Raw genomic sequence first — 15,891 nt, forward strand, 5'->3', positions numbered from 1 at the left:
CTGTAACGAACGATGGGCCACTTGCGTCACCCTATGAAAATTCACGCTATCAGCCAGACGTTGCCCCACGCACGTTATCAGCGTTGTCCACAATGCGATACCCTTTTTTCCTTACCGGATGTTAAATCGCATCAGGCGGCCTACTGCCCGCGTTGCCATGCCCGAATCCAGAGTGGTTTTGACTGGTCAATGACGCGTCTTACCGCCATGGCCGTCACGATGCTGGTACTTATGCCCTTCGCCTTCACCCTGCCACTGGTAGACATTCGCCTGCTCGGAATGCGCATCAATGCCAGCCTGCTGGAAGGCGTGATTCAGATGACGCAGCAAGGTGATGTGTTGACCGCGTCGATTGTCGCGTTCTGCACCATTGGCGCACCGGTCACCCTGGTGGCGGGGATCAGCTATTTAGGCATTGGTCATGCGCTGGGGATGAATTTGCGCCCGGTGTTGCTGATGCTGGAGAAATTAAAAGAGTGGGTGATGCTGGATATCTATCTGGTGGGCGTCGCGGTGGCCTCGATCAAGGTCCAGGATTACGCCACGCTGGAGGTCGGATATGGCATGGTGGCGTATATCGCGCTGACGCTGCTCAGCGTCCTGACGCTGATCCACCTCAACGTTGAACAGCTGTGGGAACATTATTACCCGCAATCCATACCAACATCGCCCCCGGAAAACTGGCAGGTCTGCCTGAATTGCCATCACACCGGTATGGCTGACGATCGGGGTCGTTGCACCCGCTGTCACACGCCGCTCGATTTTCGCCGCCGTCATAGCCTGCAAAAGGCCTGGGCCTCGCTGATCGCTTCCATCGTGTTGTTGATCCCAGCTAACCTGCTGCCCATTTCAGTGGTTTACGTCAACGGCGCGCGGCGCGAAGATACCATCTTCTCCGGTATACTTGGCCTGGCGTCTGGCAATATCCCGGTGGCTGCCGTGGTATTCATTGCCAGTATCCTGGTGCCGTTTACCAAGGTGTTGGTGATGCTGACCTTATTGCTCAGTATTCACTTTAAATGTGAACAGGGACTGAAAACCCGCATCCGCTTGCTACGCGCCGTGACCTGGGTAGGCCGTTGGTCAATGTTGGATTTGTTCGTCATTTCATTAACCATGTCGCTGGTCAATCGCGATCAGTTGCTGGCTTTTACGATGGGACCCGCCGCGCTCTACTTTGGCGCGGCAGTAATCCTGACCATTATGGCTGTTGAGTGGCTTGACAGCCGCCTGATTTGGGATGCACATGCAACAGGAAACGCCGACTACACCGACTAGCGCTAATCTGCGTAACAAACGCAAGATTTCGCCGTTCTGGTTACTGCCCATTATTGCCCTGCTGATTGCCGCATGGCTGTTGTGGACTAACTATCAGGAACGCGGGACCATCATCACCATTAACTTCCAGAGTGCAGACGGTATTGTGCCGGGGCGCACGCCGATTCGTTATCAGGGCGTGGAAGTCGGTACGGTGCAGGGTATCGTGTTGAGCGATGACTATCGCAGCATCCAGATCAAAGCCAGCATCAAAAGTGATATGCGTGATGCTCTGCGTGACAACACACAGTTTTGGCTGGTGACCCCGAAAGCGTCGCTGGCAGGGGTTTCCGGCCTCGATGCGCTGGTGGGCGGTAACTATATCGGCATGATGCCGGGCAGCGGTAACCCACAAGAACACTTTACCGCGCTGGATACCCAACCGAAATATCGTGTTAATACCGGTGAGCTGTTGATCCATCTGCACGCACCGGATCTTGGCTCGCTCAATACCGGCTCACTGGTGTATTACCGCAAAATCCCGGTCGGCCGGGTGTATGACTACAGCATCAACAGCAATACCGATGGCGTGACTATCGATGTGTTGATCGAGCGTCGTTTTCTCAATCTGGTTAAAAAGCAGAGCCGTTTCTGGAATGTGTCGGGCGTGGATGCGGATGTCAGCCTGAGCGGTGCCAAAGTGAAGCTGGAGAGTCTGGCGGCATTGGTAAACGGGGCGATCGCCTTCGACTCGCCGGATGAGGGTCAGCAGGCTGCCACCGATGAAAACTACACGCTGTATCCCGATCTGGCCCAAAGCCAGCGTGGGGTGCAGGTCAGCCTTGATTTACCCAGTGGTGATAACCTGAAAGCCGACAGCACCCCTTTGATGTATCAGGGCCTCGAAGTCGGCACCTTAACGAAACTCAATTTACTGCCCGGCGGTAAAGTTACCGGTGAGTTGACCGTCGACCCTTCCGTTGCCGGTTTGATGCGCAGCGGTACGCGCATTGAGATGCGTTCACCGAAAATCAGCCTCACGGATACCAACCTCAGTAGCCTGCTGACCGGTAACACCTTTGAGCTGATCCCCGGTGAGGGCCAACCGCAGGACCACTTTAGCGTGCTGCCTGCCAGTGAATCGTTGCTGCAAAAACCGGACGTGCTGACGTTAAAACTGAATGCCCCGGAAACGTATGGCATCGATGCCGGACAACCGGTGATGCTCTACGGGATGCAGATCGGTCAGGTGATTTCGCGCCAGCTGGATGAAAAAGGCATCAGTTTTGTGGTGGCGATTAACCCGGAATATCGCCATCTGGTGCACGCTGACAGCAAATTTGTCGTCAACAGTCGTATCAACGTTAAATTTGGCCTGGATGGCATGCAGGTGTTGGGTGCCAGTGCGCGTGAATGGGTGGACGGCGGTATCCGTCTGGTGCCCGGGGCCAAAGGCAATCCGGGAAGCAGTTATCCGTTGTATGCCGACGCCGAGCGTGCAGAAGAAGGCATCATCGGTGAACAACCCCCTGCCACGCTGAAACTCACGGCCACCAGCTTGCCCGATGTTCAGGCAGGATCGGTGGTGCTATATCGTAAATTCCAGGTGGGCGAAGTGGTCGATGTCATTCCCCGCGCTGATGCCTTTGAAATTTCGATACATATTGAACCGCAATATCGCAAACTGTTGACCAGTGAAAGCGTATTTTGGGCGGAAGGCGGAGCCAAAGTTCAGCTCAATGGTAGCGGCCTGACCGTGCAGGCTTCCCCACTGAACCGCGCGCTGAAAGGCGCGATCAGTTTCGATAATTTGAGCGGTGCACAGGCGGCCAAAGGGGTCAAACGTGTCCTGTATCCCTCAGAAACTGCCGCACGTGCCGTGGGTAGCCAGATTACCTTGCACACCTTTGATGCCAGCAAACTTTCCGCCGGGATGCCAATTCGCTATCTCGGTATCAATGTCGGTCAGGTGGAATCGCTGTCGCTCAGTGCGGATAACAACCAGGTGGTAGCGAAAGCGGTGCTGTATCCGGAATACGTGCAGGATTTCGCCCGTATTGGCAGCCGCTTCTCCGTGGTGTCCCCGCAGATTTCGGCGGCGGGTGTCAATCACCTCGAAACCCTGCTCCAGCCCTATGTCAATGTCGATCCGGGCAAAGGCGCCCAGGCACGGACGTTCGAGCTGCAGGACAGCACCATCACCGACTCCCGTTATCTTAACGGTCTGAATATTTTTGTGGATGCCACCGAAGCGGGTTCGCTCTCCGTCGGCACCCCGGTGTTGTTCCGCGGTGTGGAAGTCGGTACGGTCACCGGCACTTCACTGGGTAACATGGCGGACCGCGTGCAGGTCGCCCTGCGGATCAGTAAGAAATATCAACATCTGGTGCGCAACAATTCCGTGTTCTGGCTGGCATCCGGCTATAACCTGAATTTCGGTCTGATTGGCGGCGTGGTGAAAACCGGCACCTTCCAGCAGTTCATTCAGGGTGGCATTCAGTTTGCCACGCCACCGACGGTGCCGCTGGCACCCCAGGCGGGCGCAGACAAACATTTCCTGTTGCAGGATGAAGCCCCCAAAGACTGGCGCAATTGGGGCACGGCGATTCCTGACCCCGCACAACCCTAAGCAAATCGGGCAGCCTGGCTGCCCGATTCTTTTTCACGTGTTACACTTCGCGCTCTGTTTGTTTTCCCCGGAAGAAACCTGTGTCCGATCGCTTTCCTGAAGATTTTCTTGCGCTAATGCGTACCAGTTTGACCGACGATGCTGAGATGCAACGCTTTATCGCCATCAGTCAACAACCCCTGCGTCGCAGCCTGCGCGTCAACACCTTAAAAATTAGCGTGGCCGATTTTCTCGCACAAACGGCAGATTACGGCTGGCGACTTACGCCGATCCCGTGGTGTGCGGAAGGATTCTGGATCGATCGCGACGACGAATCACTGCCATTGGGCAGCGTGGCAGAGCACCTCAGCGGGTTGTTTTATATTCAGGAAGCCAGCTCAATGCTTCCGGTGGCAGCATTGTTTGACGCAGCACCGGATGCGCACCAGGTGATGGATGTCGCCGCTGCGCCGGGGTCAAAAACCACACAAATCGCCGCCTTGATGCACAACCAGGGTGCAATTCTGGCTAACGAATACTCCGCCAGCCGTGTCAAAGTGCTGCACGCTAACATCAGCCGTTGCGGCGTCAGTAATGTCGCTCTCACCCATTTCGATGGCCGGGTGTTTGGTGCCGCGTTACCGGAGCAGTTCGATGCCATCCTGCTGGATGCACCCTGTTCCGGGGAAGGCGTGGTGCGTAAAGACCCTGATGCGCTGCGCAACTGGACACTGGCCAGCACTGAAGAGATTGCCGCCACCCAGCGCGATCTCATCGACAGCGCCTTTCATGCGTTGCAACCTGGCGGTACGTTAATCTATTCCACCTGTACCCTGAATCAGATTGAGAACCAGCAGGTGATTAGCTGGTTGCAGCAACGCTATCCCGGCACGGTCGAAATTTTATCGCTGGCAGGCCTGTTCGAGGGCGCAGAACAGGCACTGACACCGGAAGGCTATCTGCACGTTTTCCCGCATATTTTTGACAGCGAGGGGTTCTTTGTTGCCCGCCTGCGTAAAACTGCCAGCCTGCCCGCATTGCCAGCGCCCAGCTATAAACTGGGTAAACTGCCCTTCTCACCTGCCAGCCGAAAATTGCTCGCCGAAGTGCAGCAGGCCGCCGCGAAGGTCGGTTTAAGCTGGGATGATAATTTGCAGTTGTGGCAGCGCGATAAAGAGCTGTGGCTGTTCCCTGCTGCGCTGGAAAGCTGGTTGAACAAAGTGCGCTTCTCACGCATTGGTGTGAAGCTCGCAGAGACCTTCCCCAAGGGATATCGCTGGCAACATGAAGCGGTGGTGGCATTGGCACAGCCAAACACTGCGCTGTCCTTTGCCCTCACCGCAGCAGAAGCGGAAAGCTGGTATCGCGGTCAGGATATCCATCCGGAAAACGTACCGGACCGCGATGAAGTGATTGTGACTTATCAGCAGCAAACGCTGGGGCTGGCAAAAAAAGTCGGGAATCGCATCAAAAATAGTTATCCCCGTGAGTTGGTACGTGACGGTCGCCTGTTTCGCTAGCGGCTATTGCAGCTGTACCAGCGTCAAGCGGTTGCCAAACACCGCGCCGGTATCAATGTAGTGTTGATTGGCGACGTTGAGCGGCTGCTCCAGCGGGGTATGACCGAAGTAGAAGTCGCTGGCACCGTCAATCATCATCGTATTGCCACGTTGATGGCGTCCCAGACGGTCACGACTCCACACCACCTGGTGCCAGTCCACTTCCTGCCCCAGCGCATAGTGGCTGGCAGGATAGTCGGCGTGGGCAATCACGACGACACGGTCCCTGAGCTGAAGATGTAAAATCAATGGCAACTCGCTGCAGCGCTTTAATGCATGACGAGCGGCGATCAACGCGCTGCCACGCAGTTGCCAAAACCATTCTCCACCATTCATTACCCATAGCATGGGGTCTTTGCCTTGCAATGCCGCCAGCGCCATCTGCTCGTGATTACCGCGCACACAACGAAACCACGGCTCTTGCAGTAACTCAAGGCAGCCGGGGCTGTCCGGGCCACGGTCAATCAGGTCACCGACCGAGAGCAACAAATCCTGCTGCTTATCAAATTGGTGCAAGATCAGTTGTGAATCAAGCTGGGTACGGCATCCGTGTAAGTCACCAACCACCCAGATATTGCGCCACGCTTTTGCATCGACCGTTTGATAAAACATAATGGTCTCCTGAAAGCTGGTTTACTGGAAGTTTAGTGATTACGGCATAAAGTATAGCCTGGCGGTCTGTAACCATCGGAGGGAAGCGTGAACAGTCGTAAACAGTTTATTGGAATTCTGCTGGTGATCTTCATTGGCAGCCTGTTGCTGCTGGAAAGCCTGGCACGACTGGTACATTTATTGGTGGTCGGATGATGGTGCGCGGGGAAAATTCAACAGCGGCCGCGTCCTGCAGCCGTGAGGAATGCCCCTTCCGGCGCTTATCTCCGGCACTCAATTAAGGTGTTAGCTCTGCGAGGGACGGTCATTACTGTAAACCTTCGGACTATTCCGAACAAGTTAAATGATATTAACAATCATTCTCATAAACAACTTAACGCAAATCGCAACAATCTCATTTAAAATCAATTTATTAAATAAAACCCTTTCAGTAACGCCCGCCGATGCATGCTCGCAGATTGGTTAGCATTCCCAGACACATACGCCTCGCTTCTTTTGCCAGACTTAAAGTACGGTTGTCAAAAGGAGTGAACCGATGAAAGATTATTATAAAATTGATCTCGAAGCCTTCATGCAGAGCAACAAGGGTTTGATTGGCGAAATTAACAGCAAAGCGCCGGTCTACGCTGATGATATGGGGCTGGATGTCGTGCAGTACATTAACCGTGAGATTAAACGCGCCCATCTGGATTATGTCGAAAGCCTGGGGGTGAAAGATCCTTACGAATACTACGTGTCTCGGCATGAAGATGATCGACAGCTCGCTGAGCAACTGATCGCTCAGCACCGCAATTCATTGCATGTCACCCGTTAATGCACCTGACGTTTGCCACACCCGTGGTGTGGCAACGCGTTGTTCGCTATCGCGTGATAAAGAAAATGGCCGCCATAAAGGCAATAAATAATACCGCGAAGGTAATAAATCCATGGCGCGGGGATTTTGCCCGACCTACCAGCGCAGAAATAAACACGCACAATAAGGTTAAAGTGCCAATCATCACCCAGAGAAGATATTGTGTATTTGCCATCGAGAGTCCTTATAAGCCGGCAACAACATTTTAGCGCCACTCTTATACCATTTTTCACCATCGAAGGCATATCCTCGGCTGTTATCCCGCCATTACCGCCTTGCAACGCACGGCTTTCAGTGCTTCAAGCTGCTTCAGACGTGCACTCACTTTATCGGTAGCCCTCGCTTTCGCCACACCGTTTCCGATGCCAAAGTCGCCCACAAAGCCGATCACCGTCAGGGCATCAAATTCCCCGGTTTTATCGATTTGTTGTTGCATCGCCTGTGTTTTGGCAATCTCCGTCTGTAAGGCTGGGCAGTCATAACTTTTTGCTTCGTCATCAGTCACCGCTGGCGCTTGCGGGTAATGTTTCAGTGCACAACCACTGAGGAACAGGACGGCAAGCAGGCAGAGTGGTTTGTACACGACAGTTTTTCCTGTGGTAATAATCGGTCCTGTTAAGCTAGCAGGAATGATCTGGTCATGTCTGGATTTCTTGCTAAACCGGGAAGCAGCAAAGGGGTCACGCGGGAGCGGAGGGGAAGCGTTTTTATAACAAGGGTGATTAATTAGATGGGAGATATTGTTAACGTATTAATGAAAAAAGGAACTCCTTTTCCTCTTTTTCTGATTTCAAAATAATTAATGCCAGCGCCTGCCTTCTCGCCATCCATGTCTGAGATAATGTTTCACTGCATCGGCACCCGCAGCCGCGACATCTTTATTAAGCGCAAGATAGAGTTCAGGGTCAAAACCTTCAGGTGTCATGGATGGTTTATACGTGTCGGCTATTTCCTCACCCATTTTCGCCAGACGTCTGATTTTTTCTTCCACATCACGCTCAGCGGCTTTTGCCGTTTTAATCTTCTCGAAAATGGGCATCGCGCCTGAAAGTGACGACGACCAGGAACGTTTACTAAAATCCCGTGAATTAGTAACCGGCCATTGATGAAAACTTGATTCATGGCTATCAATTACGAGTTTTCTGATGTTATTTCCGGTCATCATCTCGGAATAAACCAAAGAAAGCTGATCGCGTCGGCTATATCTCAGAATTTGCCTGTACCATTCTTCCATAATTTCGATGACATCAGATTCCATATGGTTACGCAGAATCATTCCTGCCCAATACGGCTTGCGGTGTAATGATTCAGGGCAAATTATCTGGTAATGGTTCAGTTGCTCAAACACTCTTGCAGAGTCATCAAGCCCTGCCTGCGCGACTTCGAAGAACTCTTCATAAACACTTTCCCGATAAGAGTGGATCGGCAAGGTTATGTTGCCATAACTGCAGAACTCCTCAATCAATAATGCCGGATCGACAAGCAGCCGCACCGTATTGTCGATGTAAAAAGAGCTTTTAAAATCAGAAAGAAAATGATGTGGATTCACTTTAACCATTCTCTGGCTTCTCACAGAATCCAGCGGAAATACAGGTTTTACCACCCTGATTTCCCAGGTTTCACTCGTAAGCTCATTATCATCGGTAAAGCATATCTTTCTAATCTTTGATTTCTTTGCATCGCCTTCCAGTTCATTCAGTTTTTCATAGTCACCGAATATTGCTGTATAGAGACATGCAGAATTGTTATCAAAAATCATAATCGCCCTCAATACTTCAACCACACATAAAAACATCATACATTACCAGCCAAGCGGTTAGAAGAAACATCACTGGTTGGTTTATATAGCGTTGACATCTGTATTTTTTCAACGTTCTTCGCTTAAATTAAATTTTGCGTAATTTTTATTAGTTATTGTATCTGAAGATTTTAAATAACCTTACAGCTGGGTGGATACAAAAATGCCTAATCACCCTCGCGAGCCAATCGGGGCGCGTACCTGATGTTTAAACCGGCGTCTGTCACACCCCACAGCACCACCTTAAAAATAATCATCGCCGAGATAAATTATTACAATTTACTCTATTGGTTTTTTAATAATAACTGCCATGCGCGCGATTTATCACTGCCCGGCAGAATAATCAGCACCAAGCCAAGCTGTTCAGATATCAGGATTGCCTTAAACTCAATTGAGAGTAATCTCATTGCACTCAAACAAAGGAGTTACCTTTCAATAAGGAAGTATTGCACAAATGCGGTTACTGGCAAGTTTCACTCTGGCTATGTTGCTTCTCGTTAACCCGGTCCAGGCAAAGCAGCACAAACCCGTTCCATCTCAAGATAGTGAACTCATCGAACAGGGTGACTATACCAACTCGGACGGCAAACAGATCCATCGCCCGGCACATACAAAATCAGGCACCATCCCGGAGGGTGCAACAGCGCAATGTCGGGACGAAAGTTACAGTTTCAGCACTCACCATCGCGGGACCTGCTCCAGGCATGGCGGCGTGAGTAGATGGTTGGGGTAAGTAGCATCGATTGAATGCCGGGTGAGCGTCAAGTGCTGGGGAAATGATCTAGTAAGAGGTGCAGACAAAAAAGACCGAATACTATTAAAACCACTTAAATTCAAATAGTTACTAGCAAGAGTGGCGGCTATTTGGCCAATGCATCACCATGCCGCCATTTTAAATCCATTTTTTAATTATGAGCATTGAAAATTAATAGCATTGTTAGATTTTTTTATTCATTAAGGCTCAAGAGTAGCTTTGGTATATCTTTATAATCATCAACCCACAGCACATTGAGTCCGAGTTCATTTGCATCTTGCTCCTCAAGATACATAACAAACTTGGTTGATTCTGAGTTCGCCTGCTTAGGAGATTTTTTTATTATGAAATGCTCTAGATTATCATCAGTACTTTTTCTCCATGCCACATCAAGTAAACGCCTCATATTAGGATCAGTGAGACTAATCCCAACAAACAAACAGACGTTTTGTGTTAGTTTCTGAAGCTGAATTATATTTGACCAACTAAATGGTTCCATAAACTGACTATGATACCCATCCTCACTAAATACAACATTACTCTCATTATCTATATCACCATCCCGAGGAAGAAATCCATGAACATGATAGATTGGTAACTCATTAGATGTAAATTTAACTGATTCAGAGTGTATGGCTTTATATTTAATTCGTTCTGAAGATAGCCGTTCTTCAATCAGCCCATCAAAATTAAATGTTATGATTGAATCAATAGACCTTCCATCCCTCCTAGGTCTGGATATTTCTGCTATCGCATTTATTAAATCACAAGTAGTTGGATTTTCTTTATATAATGCATTCCTTAAGACTTCATTAAACTTTGTTTTTACGTTGTTTTTTATATATTTAGCCAATATCAATGGCGAAACAGAGTTCGAAACATCACTATCCTTAACAGTGTCGATGTCAAATTTGAGATTTTCATTTTGTTTTTTTATAACATCCAACATTTCGACGAATAAGTTATCAAGTAATTTATTCCACGTGGGAATGCCTGCATCTAATGATGTGCCAGCACCACAAAATAATGTCAACTTCCCTGAATTCAGGCTTAGCTTTATCTTATCAATTACTGTGATTTCTTTCACTTCATCATTTTTGAGTGGTGGTGACGCTAAATCCAAACTAACAAAACTGTCGAGATTAAGGTGCTTCACTAACTGCCTGAAACTATTTATGCCTTTAGGTTTGAGCCTGTAATAAGGGTATGCATTCAAATAATCAGGAACAATCAAGTCATCAAAAACAATGTTAAATATCTTCCCGTTATTCAAGATAGTTTCGTTCAGTTTATTTACAGCATATTTTGATTTAAAGAAACTGTTCGTAAGAATGTTAAAGACGACATCATAATTTAATTTCTCCTGTTCATTAACAATCACTTTTTTCGTTGCTACGTTGTTTGTAAACGATAAGAACAAACTAGATGAAACCACCTCTATATCCCCACTGGCTAAGGACTCTTTAATCATTACAGCCAGACTTTCATCATACCTTGAATAATTCAAATAAATCTTCATTGGTCGACCACTCAGATAGATACTTTGATTAAATGTCTTGCATACTTAATAATCATAATTAATTGTAAAAATCACTTTCCCTTCAGGAGTTAATTCATTAACCCCACAAAAAAAACTTACACCACTGCTCGAAACATTTATTTTATTGTTTGGCAAAAGTGTAACATCATAAACATCTAGCTTCCCTCCTATATTTAGCAACCACCGACCATTACTTATCTCTTTAATGCTAACATCCACTATCCACGCAGACAGTGGGCCTTTTATAAATAATGGTTCTTTAATATGTTCGGGAAAAAATGTTAAATCAACGATCCAAAAACCATCATCATGCAACACTCCTGCGTTAAGGTTTTTTCGAGGGAAAGCAATAGATTTATTTTCACTCGCGTTAAATACATGTTGTGTACCTTTTCCAGTAGCAAGCCATTTCAATGACACTCCAGTATCAAGAGCGCAGGTTACAACGACATCACCAGGAAAATAGTTTCTTCGCACCCATGTGCTAACAGTTCCTGAAGATATGCCTAATAGCTCACAAAGTTGCTTTTGCATAGTAAACCCATAGGCATCCATGACACGGCGTAATACAGGCTTACCACCATTAGATGTTATCTCATTGTAGAGACTCTCTCCCCTAAGGATATAGGGCCTCTCCCCCATGTTTGCATTTGCAAGCTCACCAGTAACTAACCATTGCAAATCAGCGCCTGTATCTAGCGCACATTTGATTATGGAATTTCCCGGAACACTATCACGCTGCGTCCAGCCGCTGATGTTATTAGCAGGTATAGCAAGTGCTGCTGCCAAGTCCTTTTGTGTGCTTACACCGTAAGAAGACATCAATCTTTCTAGAATTTGAGCACTATGGCCCTTCCCATTGACCATAAAAACACCAATAAGTGATAAATAATCATTTGTCAAATCGTTTTTACGATCTAAAGTGTACTCACACCACATGAAACACCATAGAACAAAACGACCACGAGGAGATACTGCGTTATGCATACTGAAAATGCAAACAGTCAGAACGCATTTGACTTAGTGCAATCTCAAGATTTTATTGCCAATGTTGCCGCCATTTTAATGCCAGCAATCAGCGAAGCGGTTAATGACGCCGTCAACAAAGCTGTCACGCTGGCAACCTCCCCCACTATGTCTAAGCAGGACTTCGCCACAGCAAACCGCATCAGCCTGTCTGTGTTGGAGAAATGGATCGCTAACGGCGTTGTATTGCTGGCTCCCACCCCATCATTCACATACACGCAAAACCGCACCAACCGTAAGACCGGCGAAGTGGTAGAAACCACCATGACTAAACATGGAAATCCGCTTATCAATGTTGCCGCCTGGCGTGAAAAGAATCGCCAACAAGCAATCAAATGTCGCTATATCAAACCCTAATTTGATTTTGCAAGTTGCGAGGGATTTGAACATGTTTGATTTTAAGGTTTCTACCCATGCGCACTATGACGATGCCTGTCGGAAATTCGCCTTAGCGCACAACATGGAAGACATTGCGAATAAAGCCGGAATGCGCGCGCAAACGCTGCGTAACAAGCTCAACCCGGATCAGCCGCATCAGCTTACAGTAACAGAGGTTCTTACTCTTACCGACGTAACTGAAGATGCAACGCTCGTTGATGGCCTGCTGGCACAAATTCAGTGCCTGCCATGCGTACCAATCAACGAAGTCGCAAACGAAAAGTTACCTCTGTATGTCATGAAAGCAACCGCAGAAGTGGGCCAGTTAGCCGCTGGCGCAATTTCTACAGAGCCTATGACCGCCAGCAGTAAACGCGGTTTGCTGCAAAACGTTAATAACGGTATCCGCTGCTTAACACTGGCAGCAATCGCGGTGCAGGCCCGAATTCAGGCTAACCCAGCGTTGTCCTCTACCGTCGATGCTATCAGCGGTATCGGTGCATCACTCGGCATGAGTTGAGGTGCATTCATGATCTCGATGGCAGGAAGGCTTAAACGTCAAAGCCCATCCATGTCTTACGGGCACGGCTGGATCATGGGAGAAGATGGTAAACGCTGGAATCCAGCAGCGCCGTCATCATCTGGAGCAAAGTCTCAGGCATTACCAAAGAGAGGTAAATCATGGCTATCGAAGGCGATTCCATGCTGGTCGAATTAACTACCAGTCAACGCGTTGCCGCGCTTAATCATGTTGCTCTGCTTCGCGCACAACTGATGGGCGGAAATTGCGAAAAAGATGTGGCCCGTTTTATTGCTGAAATGCGAGATGTGACTGACTGCAATTATCAGGATAACAAACGTGCGTTAAGCGCCATCTTTTTCCTGGCGAATATCGGCAAAGACAGGCACTCAGCCAATTTCACTGATCTAACTGCCGATGAAAGAAACGCGCTGATTCGTGCAATGAACCACCTGAAAGCCGTTGTCAGTTTATTCCCTAAACGAATGACTCTTTCGAACTAAATAAACCAAAGCAATTAGTTGGCGTAAACCCGCCGGGATTCACTTTGCCTCAAGAAAGGAAAATCACATGCTGAATAAATTTACTAAGTCCAGTCAACCAGCATCATATATTGAACTTGATATGATGCTGAATGACACACGTCGCGAAGAGCGCCGCGGTCGTACTGACCTTATGGTCTCCCGTCTTAACATCCTGGCCTCAAAAATTCGCCGGGATGAGTTAACCCACGTTGACGCCGCCGAGCTGCTTTATCAAGAAGCGGAAAAGCTACAGGCACAAATTGAGGAGGCGCATTAATGGCCGACTCAATGGATATCGTGCAACAGCGCACCGACGAAATGCTGGCTCGCAACATCGCGCTTATCGTTAATCGCGCACCTGCTGTAAGCTCCTCATTTTGTGAAGACTGTGATGCCCCAATTCCTAAAAAGCGCCGCCGCGCTTATCTGGGTGTTACCCGCTGCGTTTCCTGCCAGGAAATTGAGGAACAGCGCAATAAACACCTGACGGGTAATTCCTGATGCATGAGGAATTCGCTTACCCGTGGAATGCTCCACGGGAAGCCATTGCCAGCCCCTATCCTACTTATGAGCAAATTCATAGCCGCAGTCAGATGATTGCGGCTTTAGCACATGCGCAGGAGCTTCTCGAACAGCAGCCGAAGCTGATCCAACTCGATGTTAAACGTCGTGCCAGCGAGCTGGAGAAAGCACAGGGAACAGCCCGCGCCAATGCGTACTTAACAAAAACTTTTGTTGAGCGCACATTGCCGCGTGTTGAATGCGTAAACGCAAATTACCAACTCGACGAAATGAAGACAGCCACCTTTAACCTACTGGCCGAAAATGCCGGGGAAAGAGCGGGTGCAGCACCCGCTGGCGGTGGACTGTGGGAATTGATGAAGCGCTTTAACCGTCTGCCTGATATGGCGCGTGCTGATGTTGATCTGCTGGCGGGTGACGTGGCTAATTTTATTATGGCCGAACTGGTATAGGCTCATAGCCAGGGCGGTGACGAGACAGATTACAAATACACACATCGCGTTTATATGACCGCCGCGACCATCACCCGCGAACTGAGTCAGACACCGCCACTGTGGGATAAAGTCACATCACGTTTGTTTGATCCGGAAGAAGTTACACCGGCCATCATGCGTATGAAGACTGAAAAATGGTGGAAAGGCCGACTGCGTCATGTTGCGTCTGCCTGGCGCGAGCACTTGCAGATCGCACTCGCTAACATCAGCAAAAAGCACACCCCATATGCCAGCAATATGACGGTTGCGGAATGGCGTGAGCAGAAACGCCGCACGCGCGAATTTCTTAAAGGCATGGAGTTAGAGGACGAAGAAGGCAATCGCATCAGTCTTATAGAGAAATACGACGCCAGTGTGGCTAACCCCGCCATTCGTCGCTGCGAGTTGATGACGCGTATCCGGGGCTTTGAAAATATCTGCAACGAAATGGGCTTTATCGGCGAGTTCTATACTCTCACCGCACCAGCTCGCTACCACGCCACTATTAAGACCGGCCATCGTAATCGTAAATGGAACGGAGCCAGCCCGGCAGACACACAACGTTATCTCTGCAACCTCTGGCAGAAAATCCGCGCAAAGTTGCATCGTGAAGAAATCCGTATCTTTGGCATACGTGTTGCTGAACCTCATCATGATGCGACCCCTCACTGGCATATGCTGATGTTTATGCTTCCTGAAAATGTCGATCGCGTGCGCGAGGTGATGCGTGAATATGCCTGGCAGGAAGACAACAAAGAGCTGAAAAGCGAAAAGGCTCTCAGAGCGCGTTTTCACGCCGAAGCTATCGCCCCGGAAAAAGGCAGCGCCACCGGATACGTAGCGAAATACATCTCTAAAAATATCGACGGCTATGCACTCGATGGAGAGCTGGACGACGAAAGCGGCAAAGAGCTTAAAGAGACAGCGTCAGCCGTTTCCGCCTGGGCGGCACGCTGGCATATCCGCCAGTTTCAGTTTGTGGGCGGCGCGCCGGTAACGGTTTATCGCGAGTTGCGTTGCATGGCTGACAGCAAAACCGCACACGGTCTGAGCGTTGAATTCGCTGCTGCGCACGATGCAGCCACGCTGGTGATTGGGCTGGCTATGTCAACGCTCAGGGCGGGCCGTTCGTCCGTCGTGATGATTTAGCAGTGCGCACCTGGTATCAGCCGAGCGATGACGTAAACGAATACGGCGAAGAAACCGTGCGTATCAAAGGCGTTTTTGCAACTGAAGTTGGTGCAGACACGCCAATCTTAACCCGTCTGACGCAGTGGAAAATCGTCCCCAAACGTGCCGTTGATTTGGCCGTTGACCTTCAGGGCGCGTCTGCGCCCTCTCGGAGTTCTGTCAATAACTGTACGTACTAACTGGGTACTAAGCAGACGGGCCGAAATTTTCTGGGGTCTGCTTTGTGCGAAAAAAAGTTGCCCTGTGTCCCCTATAGGTAAAAACTCTTTTTCATCC

Annotated in this window: 17 protein-coding genes and 1 pseudogene; 12 read left to right on the forward strand and 6 right to left on the reverse strand. The window is 49.2% G+C overall.

Translation table 11 applies throughout. The annotated features are described in order from the left end of the window. The first annotated feature begins 33 nt into the window (after window positions 1-33). From yebS to rsmF, 3 genes are all read left to right on the forward strand, one after another. Window positions 34-1,278, forward strand: a complete 1,245-nt coding sequence (gene yebS / locus PAT9B_RS11380; protein WP_013509416.1) for a membrane integrity lipid transport subunit YebS — start codon at window positions 34-36, stop codon at window positions 1,276-1,278. Beyond that, a complete protein-coding gene (locus tag PAT9B_RS11385; protein WP_013509417.1) occupies window positions 1,247-3,886 on the forward strand; it encodes a PqiB family protein in 2,640 nt (879 codons plus the stop codon). Before yebS ends, PAT9B_RS11385 begins: the two co-directional genes overlap by 32 nt. Window positions 3,887-3,966: 80 nt before the next feature. Continuing rightward, window positions 3,967-5,385: a 16S rRNA (cytosine(1407)-C(5))-methyltransferase RsmF gene (gene rsmF, locus PAT9B_RS11390; RefSeq protein ID WP_013509418.1), complete on the forward strand. Its 1,419-nt coding sequence runs from the start codon at window positions 3,967-3,969 to the stop codon at window positions 5,383-5,385. Between the two features lie 3 nt (window positions 5,386-5,388). Here rsmF and PAT9B_RS11395 read toward each other — a convergent pair whose 3' ends face one another. Next, window positions 5,389-6,036 carry a metallophosphoesterase gene (locus tag PAT9B_RS11395; protein WP_013509419.1) on the reverse strand — a complete coding sequence of 216 codons (648 nt, stop codon included), beginning with the start codon at window positions 6,034-6,036 and terminating at the stop codon, window positions 5,389-5,391. 535 nt (window positions 6,037-6,571) lie between these two features. Here PAT9B_RS11395 and PAT9B_RS11400 point away from each other — a divergent pair. Beyond that, window positions 6,572-6,850, forward strand: a complete 279-nt coding sequence (locus PAT9B_RS11400) for a hypothetical protein (protein WP_013509420.1) — start codon at window positions 6,572-6,574, stop codon at window positions 6,848-6,850. Window positions 6,851-6,896: 46 nt separating this feature from the next. Here the strand turns inward: PAT9B_RS11400 and PAT9B_RS30925 are convergent, their stop codons facing one another. From PAT9B_RS30925 to PAT9B_RS11410, 3 genes are all read right to left on the reverse strand, one after another. After that, window positions 6,897-7,064: a hypothetical protein gene (locus PAT9B_RS30925; RefSeq protein WP_013509421.1), complete on the reverse strand. Its 168-nt coding sequence runs from the start codon at window positions 7,062-7,064 to the stop codon at window positions 6,897-6,899. A gap of 81 nt (window positions 7,065-7,145) precedes the next feature. After that, the gene (locus tag PAT9B_RS11405) at window positions 7,146-7,472 is read right to left on the reverse strand and encodes a hypothetical protein (RefSeq protein ID WP_013509422.1); all 327 of its coding nucleotides are present in this window, start codon (window positions 7,470-7,472) and stop codon (window positions 7,146-7,148) included. A 216-nt stretch (window positions 7,473-7,688) separates the two neighbouring features. Beyond that, on the reverse strand, window positions 7,689-8,687 hold the full coding sequence (locus PAT9B_RS11410; RefSeq protein ID WP_223300446.1) for a glycosyltransferase domain-containing protein: 999 nt from the start codon (window positions 8,685-8,687) through the stop codon (window positions 7,689-7,691). A gap of 454 nt (window positions 8,688-9,141) precedes the next feature. Between PAT9B_RS11410 and PAT9B_RS11415 the strand changes: the two genes are divergently transcribed. Further along, window positions 9,142-9,420 carry a DUF3761 domain-containing protein gene (locus PAT9B_RS11415; RefSeq protein ID WP_013509424.1) on the forward strand — a complete coding sequence of 93 codons (279 nt, stop codon included), beginning with the start codon at window positions 9,142-9,144 and terminating at the stop codon, window positions 9,418-9,420. 214 nt (window positions 9,421-9,634) lie between these two features. Here the strand turns inward: PAT9B_RS11415 and PAT9B_RS11420 are convergent, their stop codons facing one another. After that, window positions 9,635-10,960, reverse strand: coding sequence for an SIR2 family protein (locus tag PAT9B_RS11420; protein WP_013509425.1), 1,326 nt, complete (start codon window positions 10,958-10,960; stop codon window positions 9,635-9,637). A gap of 45 nt (window positions 10,961-11,005) precedes the next feature. Further along, the gene (locus PAT9B_RS11425; RefSeq protein ID WP_041525958.1) at window positions 11,006-11,848 is read right to left on the reverse strand and encodes a phage repressor protein CI; all 843 of its coding nucleotides are present in this window, start codon (window positions 11,846-11,848) and stop codon (window positions 11,006-11,008) included. Window positions 11,849-11,962: 114 nt separating this feature from the next. Here PAT9B_RS11425 and PAT9B_RS11430 point away from each other — a divergent pair, with 114 nt between their 5' ends. The 7 genes and pseudogenes from PAT9B_RS11430 to PAT9B_RS11455 form a co-directional block, all read left to right on the forward strand. Next, on the forward strand, window positions 11,963-12,364 hold the full coding sequence (locus PAT9B_RS11430) for a hypothetical protein (RefSeq protein WP_013509427.1): 402 nt from the start codon (window positions 11,963-11,965) through the stop codon (window positions 12,362-12,364). Window positions 12,365-12,395: 31 nt separating this feature from the next. Next, window positions 12,396-12,905, forward strand: coding sequence for a phage regulatory CII family protein (locus PAT9B_RS11435; protein ID WP_013509428.1), 510 nt, complete (start codon window positions 12,396-12,398; stop codon window positions 12,903-12,905). Between the two features lie 9 nt (window positions 12,906-12,914). Next, entirely contained in the window at window positions 12,915-13,103 is a 189-nt protein-coding gene (locus PAT9B_RS29690) for a phage filamentation protein Fil family protein (protein ID WP_071883902.1), read from the forward strand. Continuing rightward, the gene (locus PAT9B_RS11440) at window positions 13,067-13,408 is read left to right on the forward strand and encodes a DUF5347 family protein (protein ID WP_013509429.1); all 342 of its coding nucleotides are present in this window, start codon (window positions 13,067-13,069) and stop codon (window positions 13,406-13,408) included. The genes PAT9B_RS29690 and PAT9B_RS11440 overlap by 37 nt, the downstream gene beginning before the upstream one ends. A gap of 67 nt (window positions 13,409-13,475) precedes the next feature. Next, the gene (locus PAT9B_RS11445; protein ID WP_013509430.1) at window positions 13,476-13,706 is read left to right on the forward strand and encodes a DUF2732 family protein; all 231 of its coding nucleotides are present in this window, start codon (window positions 13,476-13,478) and stop codon (window positions 13,704-13,706) included. Beyond that, window positions 13,706-13,930, forward strand: a complete 225-nt coding sequence (locus tag PAT9B_RS11450; protein ID WP_013509431.1) for a TraR/DksA family transcriptional regulator — start codon at window positions 13,706-13,708, stop codon at window positions 13,928-13,930. Before PAT9B_RS11445 ends, PAT9B_RS11450 begins: the two co-directional genes overlap by 1 nt. Then, window positions 13,930-15,788, forward strand: a pseudogene (locus PAT9B_RS11455) (replication endonuclease); the annotation flags it as partial. The gene PAT9B_RS11450 and the pseudogene PAT9B_RS11455, both read left to right, overlap by 1 nt. Between the last annotated feature and the right edge of the window lie 103 nt (window positions 15,789-15,891).

Source organism: Pantoea sp. At-9b, assembly GCF_000175935.2.
In the GTDB taxonomy this organism is placed as follows: Bacteria; Pseudomonadota; Gammaproteobacteria; order Enterobacterales; family Enterobacteriaceae; genus Pantoea.